Origin of the sequence: Paraburkholderia sp. GAS199, assembly GCF_050436585.1 — a bacterium.
Taxonomy (GTDB): Bacteria; Pseudomonadota; Gammaproteobacteria; order Burkholderiales; family Burkholderiaceae; genus Paraburkholderia.
Genome location: NZ_JBNDMM010000002.1, coordinates 1 through 17662 on the forward strand (window position 1 = coordinate 1; position 17662 = coordinate 17662).

Below are 17662 nucleotides of genomic sequence, written 5' to 3' on the forward strand. Positions count from 1 at the left end.
AGTGCGTCGCCACTCGCGAAGTCGGTTTCGGAGAGCGTGACAATGCCTTCCGCGGGCAACACGGGGTCGGCTGCTGGACATGTGGTTTCGGGCGCGGGTGGCACGGGAGCGCCAGCGCAAAAGTCCTGTATCCAGTCCTGTGCGTTAGGACAGTTCGTGTAGTTCAGGCTGCTAAACGGGTCGCCCGGTCCTCTGGACATGGGTGATGTGCCAGCCACCTGGATCGCGCAGGTCCGGTTGCCAGGAATCCCGAGGGACTTCTGATACGTCTGCATGCATTGGGTGTAGTCCGCAGCGTTGGTGCCAGTGCCCGTCAGTAGCAGGTTAGCCACGACAGACAACTGGACCAGCCACCTGAATGTACTGCGGCGGTCCGTCCACGCTTTCATATATCCCCTTCCGTTGTTAGTTGTGCCTTTGAAGGCCTAACAACTTTCAGGTCACACTCGACTCCTTAATATCCGACAACTCTTAAATGGATAATCACCTTGCGTTAGATCAAAGTCGGTAGATCACGGAGAACCAGCAAATAGTCAGACTGCATATCCACAACGTCGTGAATCACAGATCCATGAAAAAAATCAATGCGGTGAAATCCTTTGCATACATATACAAGCTAGAAAAGCCCAACAACGGCCACGTATCACGTCAACCGCAACCGCTGGTCCGACCTGTCGGTTATCCTCAAACCACGAGTATGAAAACGTATCCCGAGAAACCGAATGCCGCGTGGAGCTTTTAAATCACTTATCCTCCCGTCGCGCACCATCGCACACCTGATTCAACGTCGTCTTCGGCAAGCGCACGCAGCGCCTCGGCACGGGGCGATCCTCTTACTACACTCGGCCCAAAGTTGCAGGCTGCGGCGTATCTTCATTCACGAATGTATGCAGGCGTATTGTGTTGCAGGAAAAAGTTCTCCACAGTTTTTGTTCACAAGCCTGTGCATAACTCCCCAGCAAGCCAGGCAAGCACTTGATCCGCCAGCGAATTTCCATTACTAGCCAAAGCTATGCACCCCGCGCCTCACCGCATCAACGCCAGCGCGACTCCGACGCGACCAGCCAAAGCCATCACTCACGCATCGCCTCTGCCCGCTCATCGCCTTGCATCGCCGCATGCGAAACCGGCGCATGACGTGCCTCCTCGCGCCACTGCTGACGCGAGCGCGCCATCCGGCGTACAGCGAGGCGCGCCATCTTGACCCAGCCCGACGGCCTGGGGTCCGCGAGCATGCTGAGCGCGCGAGCGTAGTCGAGCGTCAGACCGGGCGTCCATGCCATCGTCGCCGCGCGCTTGCGCACTTGAGCGGCCACCCATAGCTCGGGCGTCGTCACGACGCGCAAGAACGGCCGCCATCCGCCGCCGCTGCCCCACACGCGCGCCGACGCGCCCTCGAGCGCGGCTTCGAGCGCACGCGACACGCTGCTGGAGCAGTTGCGATGCGTGAGGTTGTAAGTCGTGTTCTGACGATACGTTTCCCAGAAACGTCGTAAGCGCTCGGGATCGTAATTGCGGATGCGGACCTGAACCGTCGACGGACACCACGCCTTCGATTCGGTCGGATAGTCGGGCTGAAAAAGTCCCGGCACGTTGTTCTCTGCCGTGGCACGCAGAAGACGCGCGAAATCGTCGGGAGAACGATCTATTTCCACACCGGGATAAAGACTGATATACACGCCTTCGGGCGATTCGAGCGCGGCGTGGCCGGTCGAGATCACGCCGTTGCGGTCCACTGCCGCGATGTAACGATCGACGATCAACTGCCGGCGCGCCTCGCCCTTCGCCGAGCCGACCGGCGTCCACACGTGCACGGTCAGCGCGGTTTCATCGGCGGCAGGCGGGCCGTCCCACACGACAGCGCCCATATTCGCCGCCACGCCGGAACTCGCCACCGCGGCTGCGGCATCGGCGTTCGGATCGACGCCGGCCACCGCCGGATTCGACACGAGGCGTCGCACGCGCAGACTGAGCAGGATCATGTTCCAGCCGCCGAAGATCAACCCGAGTCCGAGGCAGTAAGGCACGGTCCCGGCGTAATGCGTCGGATACGGCTGATAGAAGAAAATCGCAATCGCGATTTCGACCGCGCCGCCGATCATCGCGAGTCGCCAGGTCCGGTAACGCACCACTTTCGCGGAGACGATCTGCAACAGGCCGTCCGCGAAAAAGAGCGTGCCGAAAATCATCGAAAGAATGAAGTGGCCGTAATGATGGCCGGCGAGAATCAGCGCAGCGGACACGCAGAACGCGAGCCCTTTCACGTAGCGCAAAGTGCGCTGGCCGCCCATGCCGGTCCACGCGACGGCCAGCGTGGCGAGGCCCTCGAGCAGCAGCAAAAGCGCAAACGGCGTGATGGGGAAATACAGGGCGCCGTCGAGCGCGTCGGTGAACACCACCACGCCGAACAGCAGGCTCGCACAGCCGATCCGTTGCAGCGAACGCCAGCGCGTGCGCAGGTAATCGACGCCCAGCAGGATCATGACCAGACGAACCATTGCATGCTCTCCGTGATCGACGCGGCCCAGTGGTCCCCATCTTAACCACTTTCACGGGCGCGCCCTAACGCGCAGCGCCCGCGCGATCCAGGTTCTACCGCAGCGATCAGGCTGCGGCGGCTTGCGGCATCGCCACGCTGTCCTGCTCGCCGCCAAGCGCGTCGAGCAGATCGCCGAGCATGCGGTCGAGTTCGGCGGTCATCAGCGCGACGTCCGAGTCGAAAACTTCGTCGTCGTTCTGCGCGGTAGGATCGCTCGCCTCCTTGATGACGTCCAGCGCGGCGATGCGCTTGATGGTCAGCGAAGGCGTGAGGACGAACGACACGCGGTCGTTCCAGGTCATCGCGAGGCGCATGCACTGTTTGCCTGCTTCGATGTGACGGCGCATGTCGTCGGCGTCGAGCGCATGGCCGACGTAGCGCACGGTCGCGTTGCCTTCCGACGGCGACCGCAACTCGGTGTCCTGATCGAGCGAGAAGCCGGCCGGGCCTTCGCCAGACAGCAGCCAGCCGGTCATCGCGGCCACCGGCGACTGCGCGACGCGCACGGTGCCGAGCGGCAACTGGTCGATCGATTTCACCAGCAGTCCGCGCACTTCATCGGCAACCGCCTGCGAAGCCGCGTCGATCACGAGCCAGCCATTGCGTGTGTCGATCCACACGCGCGTATCGCGGCGAATGCTGAAGGCGCGCGGCAGCAGTTCGTCGGTGACCTGCTCCTTGAGTTCGCGCATCTGCTTACGGCCGGGTTTGAAGCCCTGCTGATCTTCGAGTTCGAGCGCGCGCTCTTTGGTCACCTGCGTCACGACGGAGGCCGGCAGCAATTTCTTTTCGGCGCGAAACGTGAGCAGCATCTGGCCGTTTTGCGCGTAGACGAGCGAGTCGTTGTCGCGCGGCGACGCCCAGCCGTGACTTTGCATCTCGACGCTATTGCCGGGGGCAAACGCGTGCGGCGCGAGCCACTTCTGCATCTGTTCGGGAGTCACGGACCACGGAGCGGGAAGACGGTGCAACTGAAGGTTTTTGAACCACATGGGCGAGGTGTCGAGTTCGGGCAAAGCGCGCCATTCTATCCGACGGCTCCGACGCGGCCATCCGGAACACCCCGGCGCCTGGCTGCAAAAACGGCATCGATGCGCGCCCATTTTCAAAAATAACCAGAAAATCCTTTCGACGACAGCCCAATTATCAATTCAGTTCTTAAGCCGGAGAATTCAGCTCATCGACCGACACCTCTGCGGAGAACCACATGTCCAGCCTGCTCCCGAAACTTGCCGTCCCTGCCCGTCACGCCTTGCTGGCAGCCGGCCTCGTCCTCGGCGGCGCGATTGCCGCCCACGCCGCCTCTGCGTCCGATACGGCGAGCCTGCCGGTGCCGCATCACATGGCGGTCGATTCCGCTTCGCCGACGAGCGCGGCGATCGTGCAAACGGCGCGCCGTTATGCCGCCTTCTGGAACACGGGCGACGAGGCTGACGCGAGGCTCGCGCTGTCGCCGGATTTCGTCGATCGCACCTTGCCGGACGGACGCCCGCAAGGTCCGACCGGCCCATTGCAGGCGTCGAAGGGATTCCGCGCGGCCGTGCCGGACCTGCATGCCGAGATCGACGATCTCGTCGTATCCGGCGACCGCGCCTCGGTCCACCTGCACTTCCACGGTCACTTCACGGGCAAGTTCCAGAATTTGCGGGGCAACGGCCAGACCGTCGACTTCCAGGCGTTCGATCTGTACCGCGTGCAGAACGGACGAATCGTCGAAAACTGGCATCTGGAAGACAACCTGACGCTGCTCAGACAGCTCGGCGCCATCAAGCCCTGACGTCGTCCGCGGCCTGTCGCTCATTGCCGGTCGTCTTCGCTCTCTGCGCACGTATAAATCACCTAGACTTTTTAGATGCATGCGAAATAGACGGAGGCGGCCATGGCCGATGAAACCGCACCCTGGCAGATGGTGGAATACGAGGGCTTCGAAATTCACGTGGCGCCGCTGCCCATGCAGCCGCTCGACGAAACCCGGCCCGTCGCCACGACAGACGGGCGCTACACCTATATCGGTTATGTCTGCCACCCCGGCGCGAATCCCCACATTCCCGGCCACGCGGTTGCGTTTCACGCGGACGGTGAAGAAAGCTTCGCCGGCAAGGACGAGGCGCTCTACGAGGCGGTGCATATCGGGCGCAGCATCGTCGAGGGAACGCATCCGGATCTGACCGTTTTGCCGCTGGTGACGGGCGGCGTGTAGCGACGCGCGGCGGGGCGGCGTGTAGCGGCGTGCGGCGGCATGCCGTCACGGGTCGCCGGCCGGGAGCGTTCAGCGGAAAGGAAACGAAAGCAAAGCGGCTCACCGCGCCTGCACCAGCGCCGACGCTCCGTGCCGGCGGCGCCCCAGCCGCCACGCGAGGCGCCGTCGTGCCGCAACTTCAAGCCGATGCAGGTGCGGCGCCGGGTTGGCGCCCGCCCCCTGCCGCGCCGAAACGCCCAGCTGCCGCCGACCGACATTTCCGCCGCCCATCCGACCGCTCGCCGATGGCCGCAATCGGGGTTGTCACACGGTTATAATCCGGGTCGCCCTCTTATCTTGAAAGAAATGCACCCAGCCTCAGGCCCTCGAACGGCAGGCCGGCACGGTAATGCTCATACGAATTCTCGGCCTATGATTTTTGCTCCCAGCCTGATCTGGATAAGCACAGCTTTACTTTTTTTCGCGCCCGCTGTGAACCTCGTCTGGCGTGGCGGCACCGGTTACTGTTTCTTCGCGCTCGTCGCGCTGGCGCTGGGCGCCGCCATCGCCAACCGGCGCACGCCGGGCTATTTCCACGCGCTGCGGGCCTATCCCTGGTACACGGCCGGGATGGTGACGTACGTCGTCGTGCTCATCGCGCAACAATTGCTGCTCGGCTACTGGATGCCGCGCCAGTTCGATCCGCTGTCGCGCTTCGTATTCGCGCTGCCGCTGTTCCTGCTGCTGCGGCGATTTCCGTCGCGTAACCTGCGCATCGTCGGCTGGGGCTGCGCGGCCGGCGCTTTCGGCGCGGGCATGTGGGCGCTGCTCGATCAGATGCGCGGCGGACTCACGGACGCCAGCCGCCTGAACAACTACTACACGAACGCGATCCCGTTCGGCGACACCGCCCTGCTGCTGGCGTTTCTCGCGATTTTCACGCTCGGCTGGGACGGCCGGCGCGACTGGCGCGTGCTGTCGCTCAAATTGCTGGCGCTGGTCGCGGGCGGCTACGCGTCGTATCTGTCCGGCTCACGCGGCGGCTGGCTCGCCATCCCGGTGTTCGTCGTGCTGCTCGGGGTGCAATTCCACTGGTTCGCGCAAAAGAAGCGTCTTGCGGTTGCCGCATTGGCGCTGGTGATCTGCGGGGCCGCGCTGCTGTCGACGCAGCGCGTCACGACGCGCGTCGAAGCCGCCACCTCTGACCTCGTGGCGCTGCGTCACGGCAACGACAACACATCGACGGGCCTGCGTTTGCAGTTGTGGCAGGCGTCGTGGCAACTGTTCGTCGATCATCCGCTTTACGGCGTCGGCAAAGGCCGGCTGGTCACGGCGCTGGGCGATATGGCGAAGCGCGGCGAGGCAAAAGCCGAGATCGTCAACGAACGCGCGCACAGCGACTTTTTCTCGACCATCGCCGAAACCGGCGCGATCGGCACGGTTTGTCTGGTGCTGCTGTACTTCAGCCTGTCCGTCTATTTCTGGCGCAACCGCCGCTCGACCGATCCGGCGATCCGCGCCGCGGCGTATTCGGGCCTCGCCGTGTCGTTCAGCACCGTCATTTTCGGCCTGACGATCGACGTGCTGGTGCCCGTCATGGTCACGGCCTTGCTGGCCTTGCTGAGCGCCACGTTCCTCGCGATGATCGACGCGCGCAAGCGGGAACTGTCGGTACAGGCGTCGACTTCGGCATCAACCCCGGCGCCGGTCGAGGCATTGGCGCGAGCCGCTTCTTCTTCCCGTGAGCAGCATGGATAACAGCCCGTCGAACAGCGCTTCCGCCTCGCCGGAACGTCCCCTCGTCTCGGTACTGCTGATCGCTTACAAGCAGGAAAGCATGGTGGCGGACGCCGTGCGCGGCATCCTCGCGCAAACCTATTCGCCGCTCGAAATCATCATTTCCGACGACGCCTCGCCCGACGGCACGTTCGCCGCGATCGAGGCCGCCGTGCGCGACTATCGCGGCCCGCACCGCGTCGTCACGCGCCACAACGCCGCCAACGAAGGGATCAGCGCGCATCTTTCGCGCCTCGCCGCCATGGCGCAGGGCGAACTGCTGTTCGTCGCGGCCGGCGACGATATTTCCGCGCCGAACCGCTGCGAGCGGGTGGTCGATTACTGGCTGGAACACGGCCGGCGCCACGATCTGATCGCCACCGACCTCGTCGCCATGGATCAGGACGGCCAGTTGCACGAACGCATGGAGCCGACCGATCTCGACAGCTACCGGAGTTTCGACGACTGGCTCGCGCAGCGGCCCTGGCTGGTGGGCGCGGCGCACACGTGGTCGCGCCGCCTGTTCGAGCGTTTCGGCCCGATGATGGCCGGCTCGGCGTCGGAAGACCAGATCATGACGTTTCGCGCCATCGTGTCGGGCGGCGCGTCGAGTCTGCGCGAACCGCTCGTGCGCTACCGGCGCGGCGGTCTGTCGAGCAAACGGCACCATCGCACCACCGCCGAACTGATCGCGCGCTTCCGGCAAGGCAACGGCTTTGCCCTCGTCGAAACCGAACAGATCCAGCGCGACGCCGAGATTGCCGGTCTCGGCGAACGGATGCGCGCGGCGCTCGCGCCCAAGGTCGCGCGGGAACAATTCATCCAGTCGATGTTCAACGCCCGCGGCGTCGGCGAACGCCTGGCGCTGCTCGGCGGCGCCCGCGAAGTCAAGCTCGGTCTGCGCATCCGCCTGTTTCTCTACACCACCTGCCCCGGCGTCTACGCGCCGTCGCTCTGGCTGAAGCGGCTCAAACGCTGAAGACCGCGCGGACGCCGCGCCCGGCTGGATCCGGCGCTGCTCGCCCCGATGCTTCGCGGAATGCGTGTCCGGTATAATCGACCCGTTGAAAATTGCCTCGGCCGGCCCCGCAGCCGCAGAGCGCCGGGCCATCATGAACGCTTCGGTTCTTACTCGAAGCCGATCGTCTGAACGCGCGGCGCGACACGCCAGTCCGAAGCGTTCTCCTGCGAATCACGGCAAAGCGGCGGAACAGACCGGCCCGACCGAACACCCCGCCGCCGGACCACCCCTCAAACCTGCGGCCATTCAAACTGCGCTGATGAACAGAATCCTCATTGTCAAAGTCACGTCGCTCGGTGACATCGTTCACGGTCAACCCGTGGTATCGGATCTGCATCGCGCCTTTCCGGGTGTCAAGGTGGACTGGGCTGCCGATTCGGCATTCGCCGACATCCTGCGCTGGAATCCCGGCATCGACCGCGTCCTGTGCGCGCCGCTGCGCGGCTTCAAGAAGCGCCGCGGCCTCGACGAACTGAAAGCGATTGCCGCCTCGATCGGAGAATTGCGCCAGGTCAAGTACGACGCCGTGCTCGATCTGCATGGCGTGTACAAGAGCGCGATCATCGCGTTTCTCGCGCGCTCGCGCCGCGTGTACGGCTATCGCAAGGAAGACCTCGGCGAAAACGGCGCGGCCTTCGCCTACAACGTGCGCTACCAGCCGCGCGGCAATCTGAACGCGTGGAACGGTTTGCGTCAGACCGTGAGCCAGGCGTTCGGCTATCAGCTCGAAGGTGCGCCGAACTTCGGCCTGCGGATTCCCGCGCCGGCCGTCGCGCCGGAAGCGGCAAAGCATGCGCCCTTTGCGCTCTTCTTCCACGCCACCTCGAGCGACGAAAAGAAGTGGCCCGTCGAGCACTGGCACAGCATCGGCCGCTCGCTGCTGGATCAGGGCATCACGCCGCTGCTGCCGTGGGGCTCGGACGCCGAGCACAAAGACGCAATCGCGATCGCGGCCGGCATTCCGGGTTCGGTGGTGTTGCCGCGTCTGAGCGTGGAAGCCGTCGCGCAACATATCGACATGGCCGCGCTGATCGTCGGCACCGACACCGGTTTCGTGCATCTGTCGAGCGCGCTGCAAAAACCCACCGTGATGATTTTCACGGCCACATCGCGCCCTCACTTCGGCATCGACGTGCCGGGCCTGTCCATGTCCGTTGGCGACGAAGGCCGCCCGGCGACGGTCGACGAAGTACGCGAAGCCATTGGCACAGTGCTGAGCGAACCCTCCAGCTTCGCGAGCAGCAATGTTCTCGCCGGGTAGTCACCAGCCCGACAATAAGATCGCAAAGCGGCGACAGCCGGATCAATGAAAATACTACTGACGAATTTCCACTCGGGGCGGGGCGGTGGTCATGTGACATACGTGATCGCCATTGCAAAGGCGCTGGCTCACCGCCACGCCATCTACATCGCCACGCCGGCCACCAGCTCGCTCTACGCGCAAGCCCGAACGCTGCCGGACGTGACGCTCATTGCAAAAGACTTCCCGAGCAAGATCAAGCAACTGGGCAGCATGTGGCGCGCGGCGCGCCGGCTTCGCCAGTTGCTCGAACGCGAAGCAATCGACATCGTTCACGTCAACGGCTCGGCGGACCACCGGCTGGTGATGCTCGCCACCGCGGGTCTCGGGCGCAGGAAGCCGCGTATCGTCTTCACGAAACACAATTCGATCGCCGTCGGCAAAGGGCTCGCGAACCGGATCCGCGCGCGGGTTGCCACGCATCACGTGATCGCCGTTTCCGATTTCACGGCGCGCATGCTGCGCGATACGCCCTATCACCAGAGCGGCGTGACCGTGGTGAAAAACGGCGTGGACATTGCGCGCTTTTCGCCGCCGGACACGCAAACCATGCAGCGCCGCCGACGCGAGATCGTCGGCGAGGCCAACGCGGGCAAGCTGATCATCGGAACGGTGACGGGCTTCGAATGGTACAAGGGCACGATGGACATCGTGACCGCGGTTGCCGCGCTACCGGCCGCGCTGCGCGAACAGATTCATCTCGTCGTGGTGGGTCAGGAACCGACGCCCGAACAGATTGCAACCATCGACGAACTCGGCATGCGCGGCAACGTCACCGTGGCCGGTCTGCAGAGCGACGTGCGAAGCTGGATCGCGGCGTTCGACATCGGCTTCGTGCTGTCGTACGCCATTGAGACCGTCTCGTTCGCCTGCCGCGAAATGATGGCGATGGCCAAGCCGGTGATCGTCACGCGCTACGCGGGCTTGCCGGAAAACATCACCGACTCGCTCGACGGCTGGATCGTCGAACCGCAAGCGCCGGCGCAATTGTCGACGCGGCTCGCGGAGATCGTGACGCGACGCGGCGAGGTGGAAGCCATGGGCGAACTGGCGCGCCGCCGGGCCAACGCCGAGTTCGGCGAAAGCCATTTCATCGACGGAACCGAAGCGGTTTATCAGCGGCTTCTGGCAGTCTAAGGAGAGGCGCGGCGTCAGCGCGCCGCAGCGCCGCGTCGCTCGACAATCGTCTTCACCAGCGCGAGCAGCGCATCGACGTGGCCCGCCACGCGCGCGTCGTAGCGCACCGCGTCGCGCGCCAGTTCGGACGGCAACGGCGCCGGGCCAGCCAGCCGCTGCTGTACGGCGCGTTCGATGGTGGCGCGCAGGCTGGCGACATCCTCCGGCGCGAAAACGAACTTCGCGTGGTCCGCGATCGCATCGCAGCAGCCGATGCTCGACGGGAAAATCACCGGCGTGCCGCACATCACCGACTCGACGCCCACCAGCCCGAACGGCTCGTATTTCGACGCCAGAATCGTGAAGTCGGCGGCGCGGTAGGCGTCCTCGATATCCTTCACGTAACCGACATAGCGAACCCGCTCCGACGTGCGCTCCGGCGGCCGTCCCGCCACGGCGAGCACCACCGGCAATGCCGTGTCGCGCAACGCCGCTTCGATCAGCGGCAAACCCTTGCGCTCGTGGCTGCTCGACGGAAACAGCAGCACGATCTCGTGATCGGCGAAACCGAATTTCTGGCGCAGCGTGGCGCGCTGCGCGCTGTCCGCAGGCGTGAAACGCGCGCCGTCGACCGGCGGATACAACACGCGAATCTTCGATTCGTCCACGCCATACAACTCGCGCAGTTCGTCGTGCATCAATGCCGAATGCGCGACGATGACGCTTGCCTGTTCGTACTGACTTTTTTCGAGCGCGATCTGCCAGCGATCCGAGCGGCGCGGCGCGCGTCCGGTTGCGCGCAAAAAGCCGAGATGCGTGCCGCCGCAGATGGCGATTTCCGACGAGTCGACCCGATTGCAGCCGATCAGCACGTCCACTGCCGCCGCGCGCCGCGCCCGCCGCAAACGCCAGGAGAACCAGCCGTCGCGCAGCTTGCCCGGCAACAGCGACACGTTGATGCGATGCGCCTCGACCATCGCGGCCTCCGGCACCGAACTGTCGAAGCGGCGCGCAAAGAATGCCGGCCGGATGCCCTTCGCCGCGAAACCGCGCACGAGATCCATGGCGTAGCGTTCGAGGCCGCCGCTGTGCTTCAGCGCGTTGCTGGAAAGTCCAATTTTCATGATTCAGACGGCGGCGCGAGACGCCAGGTCAAGACGTGAGGAGAGAGAGCGACGGCGCGACGAAAGACCTGGGCCGAGCGGCCATGGCATCGTTGTGCGCCGTTCGCGCATGGGCGGGAACGGCGCCGCGCGTCAGGCCGCGGTCTGCTGGAACTGGATGCGGTGCAGATGCGCGTAGAGGCCGTCTTGCGCCAGCAGTTCGCGATGACTGCCGCTCTCGACGATACGGCCCGACTCCATGACCAGAATGCGGTTGGCCCGCTCGATCGTCGACAGACGGTGCGCGATGACGAGCGTCGTGCGGCCTTTCATCAGCGTTTCCAATGCGGCCTGCACGTGACGCTCGGATTCCGAATCGAGCGCCGAAGTGGCTTCGTCGAGAATCAGGATCGGCGCGTCCTTGTAAATGGCGCGCGCGATGGCCAGCCGCTGGCGCTGGCCGCCCGAGAGCATCATGCCGTTGTCGCCGACCAGCGTCTCGATGCCGTTGGGCATGGCTTCGACCGTGTCCCACAGGTTGGCCGCGCGCAGCGCCGCCTTGACCTTCTCCGGATCGGCCACCTGACCATAGGCCACGTTGTTCGCCACGGTGTCGTTGAACAGCACGACGTCCTGGCTCACCATGGCGATCTGGCTGCGCAGCGCCTGCAAGCTGTATTCGGGCAACGCCACGCCGTCGACCAGAATCGCGCCGCCGGTCGGATCGAAGAAACGCGGCAACAGATTCACGAGCGTGGTCTTGCCGCTGCCGGACGGACCCGCCAGCGCGACCATCTCGCCCGGCGCCACCTTGAACGACACGTGGTCGAGCGTCTGCCGGTTGTGCGTCGCGTTGGTGCCGTAAGTGAACGATACGTCGCGGAACTCCACCGCGCCGTTGGCGCGCTCCAGCGGCTTGCCGCCGCCTTCCGGCTCGGACGGTTCGTCGATCAGACCGAAGATCAGTTCGCACGCCGTCATGCCGCGCTGCAAAGGCTGGTTCACGTCCATCAGATGCTTGAGCGGCGAGATGATCAGCAGCATCGACGTGACGAACGCGACGAAGCCGCCCACCGTGGTTTGATCCGACGACGACTGCACCACGGCAATCGTGATGACCACCGCGAGCGCGATCGACGCGAGAAACTGCGTCAACGGCTGAGCGAGACCGCCAGAGACGGTCATGCGCATCGCGTAGCCACGCAGACGCTTGCTCATCGACGCGAACCGGTCCATTTCGTATTGCTGGCCGTTATGCACCTTGACGACCTTGTAACCGCCCACCGTCTCTTCGACGATGTACGACAGTTCGTTGGTCAACATCTGATGCTCACGGTTCAGGCGCCGCAAGCGGCGGTTGATCTTGCCGACCAGCCAGCCGATTCCCGGCAGCAGCACCGCGACGATCAGCGTCAGACGCCAGTTCAGATAGAACAGGTAACCGAGCAGGAACAGCACGGTGAGCGAATCGCGCACCAGCGTGACGAGCACGCTCAGCAGCACGTTGAGAATCTGGTTCACCTCGAACACGATGGCATTGATGACCGTGCTCGCGGTCTCGCGCTGGAAGAACGCGACGCTGGTGTGGATCATGCGGTCGAACATTTTCAGGCGCAGTTCGAGCAGGATCTTGTTCGACACGTAAGCCAGCAGATAGCCGGACGCGTATTGCGACACGCCGCGTATCAGCGCCAGGCCAACCACCGCGGCCGGCACGAGCCACTTGGCGTTGTCCGCCGCATGCGCGCCGAAGCCTTTGTCCAGCAGCGGCTTGAGCAGGGCCGGGATCGCGGCGTCGGTGCCGGCGCTGACCGCCATTGCAACCACGGCGCCGATCAGCACCCAGATGAGCGGCTTGATGAACGGCCACAGCCGCCGCATGACGACGGCGGGCGACGAGCCCTCACCTGAACCGATGGTTTTGCTTAACGTTGGCTTCGCGCTCAAGGAATCCTCTGGAATGCGGGACGGCGTTCACGCGCGGGACGGGATGTCGGCCGCGTGGAATATCAAAAACAGCATTGTAAACGCTGGCGATGACCACCGGCGCTTACCGGTCGTTACCTCGGCGCAAGGGCCACACCGCCCTGCAGCCGGATCATGACGCTGTGTATACTTGCGCGACCCCAGGCAGCACGGCACCTCATCGACAGGCAACTCAGGTATGCAAGAAATCACCCTTGGCGTCGCCATCATCACGAAAAATGCCGCGGCGCGGCTCGCGGAATGCCTGCAAGCCGTGGCCTTCGCCGACGAGATCGTCGTGATCGACGGCGGCAGCACCGACGGCACCGCCGGGATCGCCCGCTCGCACGGCGCGCGCGTCATCGATCAGGCCGACTGGCCGGGTTTCGGCCCGCAGAAAAACCGTGCGGTGGAGGCGCTCGGCACTCAATGGATTCTTTCGATCGACGCCGACGAAATCGTCACGCCCGAACTCGCGGCAGCCATTCGCGCGGCAATCGCCGCGCCCACGGCGGACGTCTACGCGGTCGATCGGCTGTCGAGCTTTTGCGGCCACTGGATTCATCACAGCGGCTGGTATCCGGACTGGATTCCGCGCCTCTTCAAACGCGGAGCCGCGCGCTTCTCCGACGACCTCGTGCACGAACGCCTCGTGTTCGACTCGCCGGCGCAACGTCTGAGCGGCAAGCTCATGCACTACTCGTACGAAGACTTCGAAGGCGTGTTGCGCAAGCTCGACGCCTATTCGACGGCAGGCGCGCTGCAGCGTCATGCGGCAGGTCAGCGAGGCAGCTTCGGCAAAGCCGTGGGACGCGGCATCTGGGCGTTCCTGCGAACCTACCTGCTGCGACGCGGATTTCTCGATGGCCGCGCCGGTTTCATGATCGCCGTGTTCAATGCAGAAACGGTGTACTACCGCTTTCTGAAACTCGCGCGTCTGGCTGAAAAACCGCAGCGTTGATTGCGCGAAAGCACGGGCGCTAGTGCCGGGGAATAATTGAAGTCGATCGGCCCACGCTGCGCGCGGGCCGATGGCAGATCAGTACACGATCTCGATGGAGCTTCCGGCGAATTCGCCGCGCAATGCCGCGAGCAATTCGTCCGTGGGTTTGACGCGCCACGCGTCGCCCAGACGCATTTCGCCTTGCGCGTTCTCGCTGCGATACACCACTTGCACGGCGAGTCCGTTCGGAATCTGCACGGGCTGACGCTGACCACCACCGTAGCCACCGCCGTTGCGCCCGCCTGCCCCGCCGCCTCCGCGCGACGACGCTGCCGGCGCTGGCGCGGCCTGCGGCTCGTCCTTACCTGCGCTGTGGGCTTCGAGCACGCGCCGCAACGCCAACGCGTCGGCATTGCCGTTCATCTGCACCTTGACGGCTTCCGCGTAACGGCAACGCGCACGGCCCAGATCCATGACCGTTTCGACAGTAAAGCGAATACCGCCCGTGAACGCGTCGTTGCGCGCCTGACCTTGCACGACCAGCAGTTCGTCTTCCTTGAAAAGCTGCTTGTGCGCTTCGAATGTCTCGTTGAAGACGGTCACTTCGCACTGACCCGTGCCGTCGTCGAGCAACGCGATCAGCATCTTGCCGCGCTGGGTCATCTGCGTGCGCAGCGAAGCGATCACGCCCGCAACCAGCTTGTCGCGCCCTTCCTTCAATTCGCCGATCTTCTGACGCACGAAGCGTCGCACTTCGTCTTTATAGGCGTCGAACAGGTGGCCCGACAGATAGAAGCCGAGAGCAGCCTTCTCTTCCTGCAGCTTTTTCTTTTCCGGCCATTCCGGCTCGTCGACCAGTTCGTGACCTTGCGACGGCGCGTCGCCCATGTCGAACAGGCCAGCCTGCATGGCGTTGGCGCTCGCCTGCTCGGCCGCTTCCATGGCGAGCGAAACGGACGCGATCAATTGCGCGCGATTGGCGTGCAGCGTGTCGAACGCACCCGCGCGGATCAGCGCTTCCACCGTGCGGCGATTCACCACGCGACGGTCGATGCGATTGCAGAAGTCGAAGATGTCGATGAACGGACCTTCTTCGCGCGCGCGCAGGATTTCTTCGATTGCGTTCTGGCCGCTGCCCTTGATCGCGCCGAGACCGTAACGAATGGTTTTCGAGCGCTTGCCGTCGGCTTCCGCCACCGGCTCGAAACGGTACGCGGACAGATTGATGTCCGGCGGCAGCACGGCCATCTTGTTCGTGAGACAGTCTTCGAACAGGATCTTGACCTTGTCCGTGTCGTCCATGGCGAGCGACATATTCGCTGCCATGAATTCAGCCGGATGGTGGGCCTTGAGCCATGCCGTGTAGTACGCGAGCAGCGCATACGCGGCCGCGTGCGACTTGTTGAAGCCGTAGCCCGCGAACTTCTCCATCAAGTCGAAGATTTCGTCCGCTTTCTCGCCGGTCAGCCCGTTTTTCGCGGCGCCCTGACGGAACAGCTCGCGATGCTGAGCCATTTCCTCGGCCTTCTTCTTACCCATCGCGCGACGCAGCAAGTCGGCGCCGCCCAGCGAGTAGCCGCCGATGATCTGCGCCATCTGCATCACCTGCTCCTGATAGACCATGATGCCGTAGGTCTCTTTCAGAACAGGTTCAACGCGCGGATCGGGATACTCCACCACTTCGCGGCCGTGCTTACGCGCGCAGAAGCTCGGGATCAGGTCCATCGGACCCGGACGGTACAACGCGACGAGCGCGATGATGTCTTCGAAGCGGTCGGGCTGCGCGTCTTTCAGCATGCCCTGCATGCCGCGGCTTTCAAGCTGGAACACCGCGACCGTATTCGCTTTTTTGAGGATCGAGAACGAGGCGGGATCGTCCAGCGGAACCTGCGCGAGCGACCAGTCCTGCTTCGACGGATCGAGTCGGCGAATGTAGCGCTCGGCCCAGTCGAGGATCGTCAGCGTGGTCAGACCCAAAAAGTCGAACTTCACGAGGCCGACGGCTTCGACGTCGTCCTTGTCGTACTGACTCACGACGCCGCTTTCGTCACCCTGTGTGTACAGCGGGCAAAAATCTGTCAGCTTGCCGGGCGCGATCAGCACGCCGCCCGCGTGCATGCCGACGTTACGCGTCAGGCCTTCCACCCGTTGCGCCAGTTCGAGCAGCTGGTGCACTTCGTCTTCGTTGTCGAAGCGCTCCTGCAGCAGCGGCTCTTCCTTCATCGCGTCGGCAATGGTGACGTGCTTGCCCGGCTTGAACGGAATCAGCTTGGCGATACCGTCGGTAAACATGTAGCCGAGATCGAGCACGCGGCCGATATCGCGCACCGCCGCCTTCGCTGCCATCGTGCCGAACGTGGCGATTTGCGAGACCGCGTCCGCGCCGTACTTTTCCTTCACGTACTGAATCACGCGGTCGCGGCCGTGCTGACAGAAGTCGATGTCGAAGTCGGGCATCGACACGCGTTCCGGATTCAGGAAACGCTCGAACAGCAGGTTGTAGCGCAGCGGATCGAGGTCGGTCACGCCGAGCGCGTAGGCCACCAGCGAACCGGCGCCCGAACCCCGCCCCGGACCGACCGGCACGCCGTTGTTTTTCGCCCAGTTGATGAAGTCCGCAACGATCAGGAAGTAGCCCGGAAAGCCCATCTTGATGATCGTGCCGCACTCGAATTCGAGCCGCTCGTAATACGTGGCGCGTTGCGCGGCGCGCTCCGCTTCGTCCGGATACAACTGCTCGAGTCGTTTTTCCAGGCCCTCTTTCGACAGATGCACGAGGTAGTCGTCGAGCGACATGCCGTCGGGAGTGGGAAAGAGCGGCAGCTTCGGCTTGCCGAGTTCGAGCGTGAGGTTGCAGCGCTTGGCGATCTCGACCGTGTTGGCGAGCGCCGAGGGAATGTCCGCGAACAGCGCGGCCATCTGCTCCTGCGTATGAAAATACTGATCGGCCGTGAAGCGTTTCGAGCGACGCGGGTTCGCCAGAATGTCGCCTTCGGAAATACACACGCGGGCTTCGTGCGCGGTGAAATCGTCCGGCGTCATGAACTGCATCGGGTGTGTGGCCACCACCGGCAATTTCAGCGACGCCGCGATTGCGACCGCCTGCTGCACGTATTGCTCGCCGCCCGGCTGACCGCTGCGCTGCAGCTCGATATAGAACGCGTTCGGAAACACCTTCGCCCAATGCTGCGCGTTGCGTTTCGCCGCTTCTTCGTTGCCGGCGGCAAGCGCAATACCGACGTCGCCCTGCTGCGCGCCCGACAGCGCGAGCAGGCCTTCGCCAAGGCCGGTTTCGAGCCAACCGGCTTCGACTTCGGCGCGGCCGCGATACTGATTGGTGAGCGAGGCCTTGCTGAGCAGTTCGCACAGATTCAGGTAGCCGCGGCGGTTTTTGACCAGCAGCAGCAAACGCGACGGCTTGTCCCGGTCGTCGGGATTGGTGATCCAGACGTCGCAGCCGGCAATGGGTTTGACCCCTTTGCCGCGGGCTTCCTTATAGAAACGGACGAGGCCGAATGCGTTGCCGAGATCGGTGAGGGCGAGCGCGCCCTGACCGTCTTTGGCCGCGGCCTTGACGATGTCGTCGAGACGCACGATGCCATCGGCAATCGAGAATTCGGAGTGAACGCGGAGATGGACGAAGCGAGGATCTGACATGGGCGACATTGTAACTCCACCCTTCCCGAGATTTCAGGCCAAAACCCGCGCCCTGGCCATTCA

13 protein-coding genes are annotated in these 17662 nt (G+C 64.0%); 7 read left to right on the plus strand and 6 right to left on the minus strand.

Going from position 1 to position 17662, the window contains the following annotated elements:
• From P3T18_RS06155 to P3T18_RS06165, 3 genes are all read right to left on the minus strand, one after another.
• On the minus strand, nt 1-200 hold a 200-nt coding region (locus P3T18_RS06155), incomplete at its 3' end, for a hypothetical protein (protein WP_429299054.1).
• Nucleotides 201-1073: 873 nt separating this feature from the next.
• Nucleotides 1074-2498, minus strand: a complete 1425-nt coding sequence (locus tag P3T18_RS06160) for an HdeD family acid-resistance protein (RefSeq protein WP_429299055.1) — start codon at nt 2496-2498, stop codon at nt 1074-1076.
• Between the two features lie 106 nt (nt 2499-2604).
• Entirely contained in the window at nt 2605-3531 is a 927-nt protein-coding gene (locus P3T18_RS06165) for a recombination-associated protein RdgC (RefSeq protein WP_429299056.1), read from the minus strand.
• Between the two features lie 215 nt (nt 3532-3746).
• Here P3T18_RS06165 and P3T18_RS06170 point away from each other — a divergent pair, with 215 nt between their 5' ends.
• From P3T18_RS06170 to P3T18_RS06195, 6 genes are all read left to right on the plus strand, one after another.
• The gene (locus P3T18_RS06170) at nt 3747-4316 is read left to right on the plus strand and encodes an ester cyclase (protein WP_429299057.1); all 570 of its coding nucleotides are present in this window, start codon (nt 3747-3749) and stop codon (nt 4314-4316) included.
• A 102-nt stretch (nt 4317-4418) separates the two neighbouring features.
• The gene (locus P3T18_RS06175) at nt 4419-4739 is read left to right on the plus strand and encodes a hypothetical protein (RefSeq protein ID WP_429299058.1); all 321 of its coding nucleotides are present in this window, start codon (nt 4419-4421) and stop codon (nt 4737-4739) included.
• Between the two features lie 411 nt (nt 4740-5150).
• Nucleotides 5151-6476 carry an O-antigen ligase family protein gene (locus P3T18_RS06180; RefSeq protein WP_429299059.1) on the plus strand — a complete coding sequence of 442 codons (1326 nt, stop codon included), beginning with the start codon at nt 5151-5153 and terminating at the stop codon, nt 6474-6476.
• A complete protein-coding gene (locus tag P3T18_RS06185; RefSeq protein WP_429299060.1) occupies nt 6469-7473 on the plus strand; it encodes a glycosyltransferase in 1005 nt (334 codons plus the stop codon). Before P3T18_RS06180 ends, P3T18_RS06185 begins: the two co-directional genes overlap by 8 nt.
• A 301-nt stretch (nt 7474-7774) precedes the next feature.
• On the plus strand, nt 7775-8776 hold the full coding sequence (gene waaC, locus P3T18_RS06190) for a lipopolysaccharide heptosyltransferase I (protein WP_429299061.1): 1002 nt from the start codon (nt 7775-7777) through the stop codon (nt 8774-8776).
• A gap of 45 nt (nt 8777-8821) precedes the next feature.
• On the plus strand, nt 8822-9952 hold the full coding sequence (locus P3T18_RS06195) for a glycosyltransferase family 4 protein (protein WP_429299062.1): 1131 nt from the start codon (nt 8822-8824) through the stop codon (nt 9950-9952).
• A 14-nt stretch (nt 9953-9966) separates the two neighbouring features.
• Here P3T18_RS06195 and P3T18_RS06200 read toward each other — a convergent pair whose 3' ends face one another.
• Both P3T18_RS06200 and msbA read right to left on the minus strand, forming a co-directional pair.
• Nucleotides 9967-11055: a glycosyltransferase family 4 protein gene (locus tag P3T18_RS06200; protein ID WP_429299063.1), complete on the minus strand. Its 1089-nt coding sequence runs from the start codon at nt 11053-11055 to the stop codon at nt 9967-9969.
• A 132-nt stretch (nt 11056-11187) separates the two neighbouring features.
• Nucleotides 11188-12981 carry a lipid A export permease/ATP-binding protein MsbA gene (msbA, locus tag P3T18_RS06205; RefSeq protein ID WP_429299064.1) on the minus strand — a complete coding sequence of 598 codons (1794 nt, stop codon included), beginning with the start codon at nt 12979-12981 and terminating at the stop codon, nt 11188-11190.
• A gap of 217 nt (nt 12982-13198) precedes the next feature.
• On the opposite strand from msbA, the gene P3T18_RS06210 reads away from it, so the two are divergent.
• Entirely contained in the window at nt 13199-13960 is a 762-nt protein-coding gene (locus P3T18_RS06210) for a glycosyltransferase family 2 protein (RefSeq protein WP_429299065.1), read from the plus strand.
• Nucleotides 13961-14038: 78 nt separating this feature from the next.
• On the opposite strand, the gene dnaE is transcribed toward P3T18_RS06210, so the two are convergent.
• Nucleotides 14039-17608 carry a DNA polymerase III subunit alpha gene (gene dnaE, locus P3T18_RS06215; RefSeq protein ID WP_429299066.1) on the minus strand — a complete coding sequence of 1190 codons (3570 nt, stop codon included), beginning with the start codon at nt 17606-17608 and terminating at the stop codon, nt 14039-14041.
• Nucleotides 17609-17662: the final 54 nt, after the last annotated feature.

Excerpts from the sequence above, each read along its gene's own strand:
- P3T18_RS06175 (WP_429299058.1), top strand. The coding sequence starts at position 4,419 with ATGGCCGATGAAACCGCACCCTGGCAGATGGTGGAATACGAGGGCTTC.
- P3T18_RS06200 (WP_429299063.1), bottom strand. The coding sequence starts at position 11,055 with ATGAAAATTGGACTTTCCAGCAACGCGCTGAAGCACAGCGGCGGCCTC.
- P3T18_RS06160 (WP_429299055.1), bottom strand. The coding sequence starts at position 2,498 with ATGGTTCGTCTGGTCATGATCCTGCTGGGCGTCGATTACCTGCGCACG.
- waaC (WP_429299061.1), top strand. The coding sequence starts at position 7,775 with ATGAACAGAATCCTCATTGTCAAAGTCACGTCGCTCGGTGACATCGTT.
- P3T18_RS06210 (WP_429299065.1), top strand. The coding sequence starts at position 13,199 with ATGCAAGAAATCACCCTTGGCGTCGCCATCATCACGAAAAATGCCGCG.
- P3T18_RS06180 (WP_429299059.1), top strand. The coding sequence starts at position 5,151 with ATGATTTTTGCTCCCAGCCTGATCTGGATAAGCACAGCTTTACTTTTT.
- P3T18_RS06185 (WP_429299060.1), top strand. The coding sequence starts at position 6,469 with ATGGATAACAGCCCGTCGAACAGCGCTTCCGCCTCGCCGGAACGTCCC.
- dnaE (WP_429299066.1), bottom strand. The coding sequence starts at position 17,608 with ATGTCGCCCATGTCAGATCCTCGCTTCGTCCATCTCCGCGTTCACTCC.
- P3T18_RS06165 (WP_429299056.1), bottom strand. The coding sequence starts at position 3,531 with ATGTGGTTCAAAAACCTTCAGTTGCACCGTCTTCCCGCTCCGTGGTCC.
- P3T18_RS06170 (WP_429299057.1), top strand. The coding sequence starts at position 3,747 with ATGTCCAGCCTGCTCCCGAAACTTGCCGTCCCTGCCCGTCACGCCTTG.
- P3T18_RS06195 (WP_429299062.1), top strand. The coding sequence starts at position 8,822 with ATGAAAATACTACTGACGAATTTCCACTCGGGGCGGGGCGGTGGTCAT.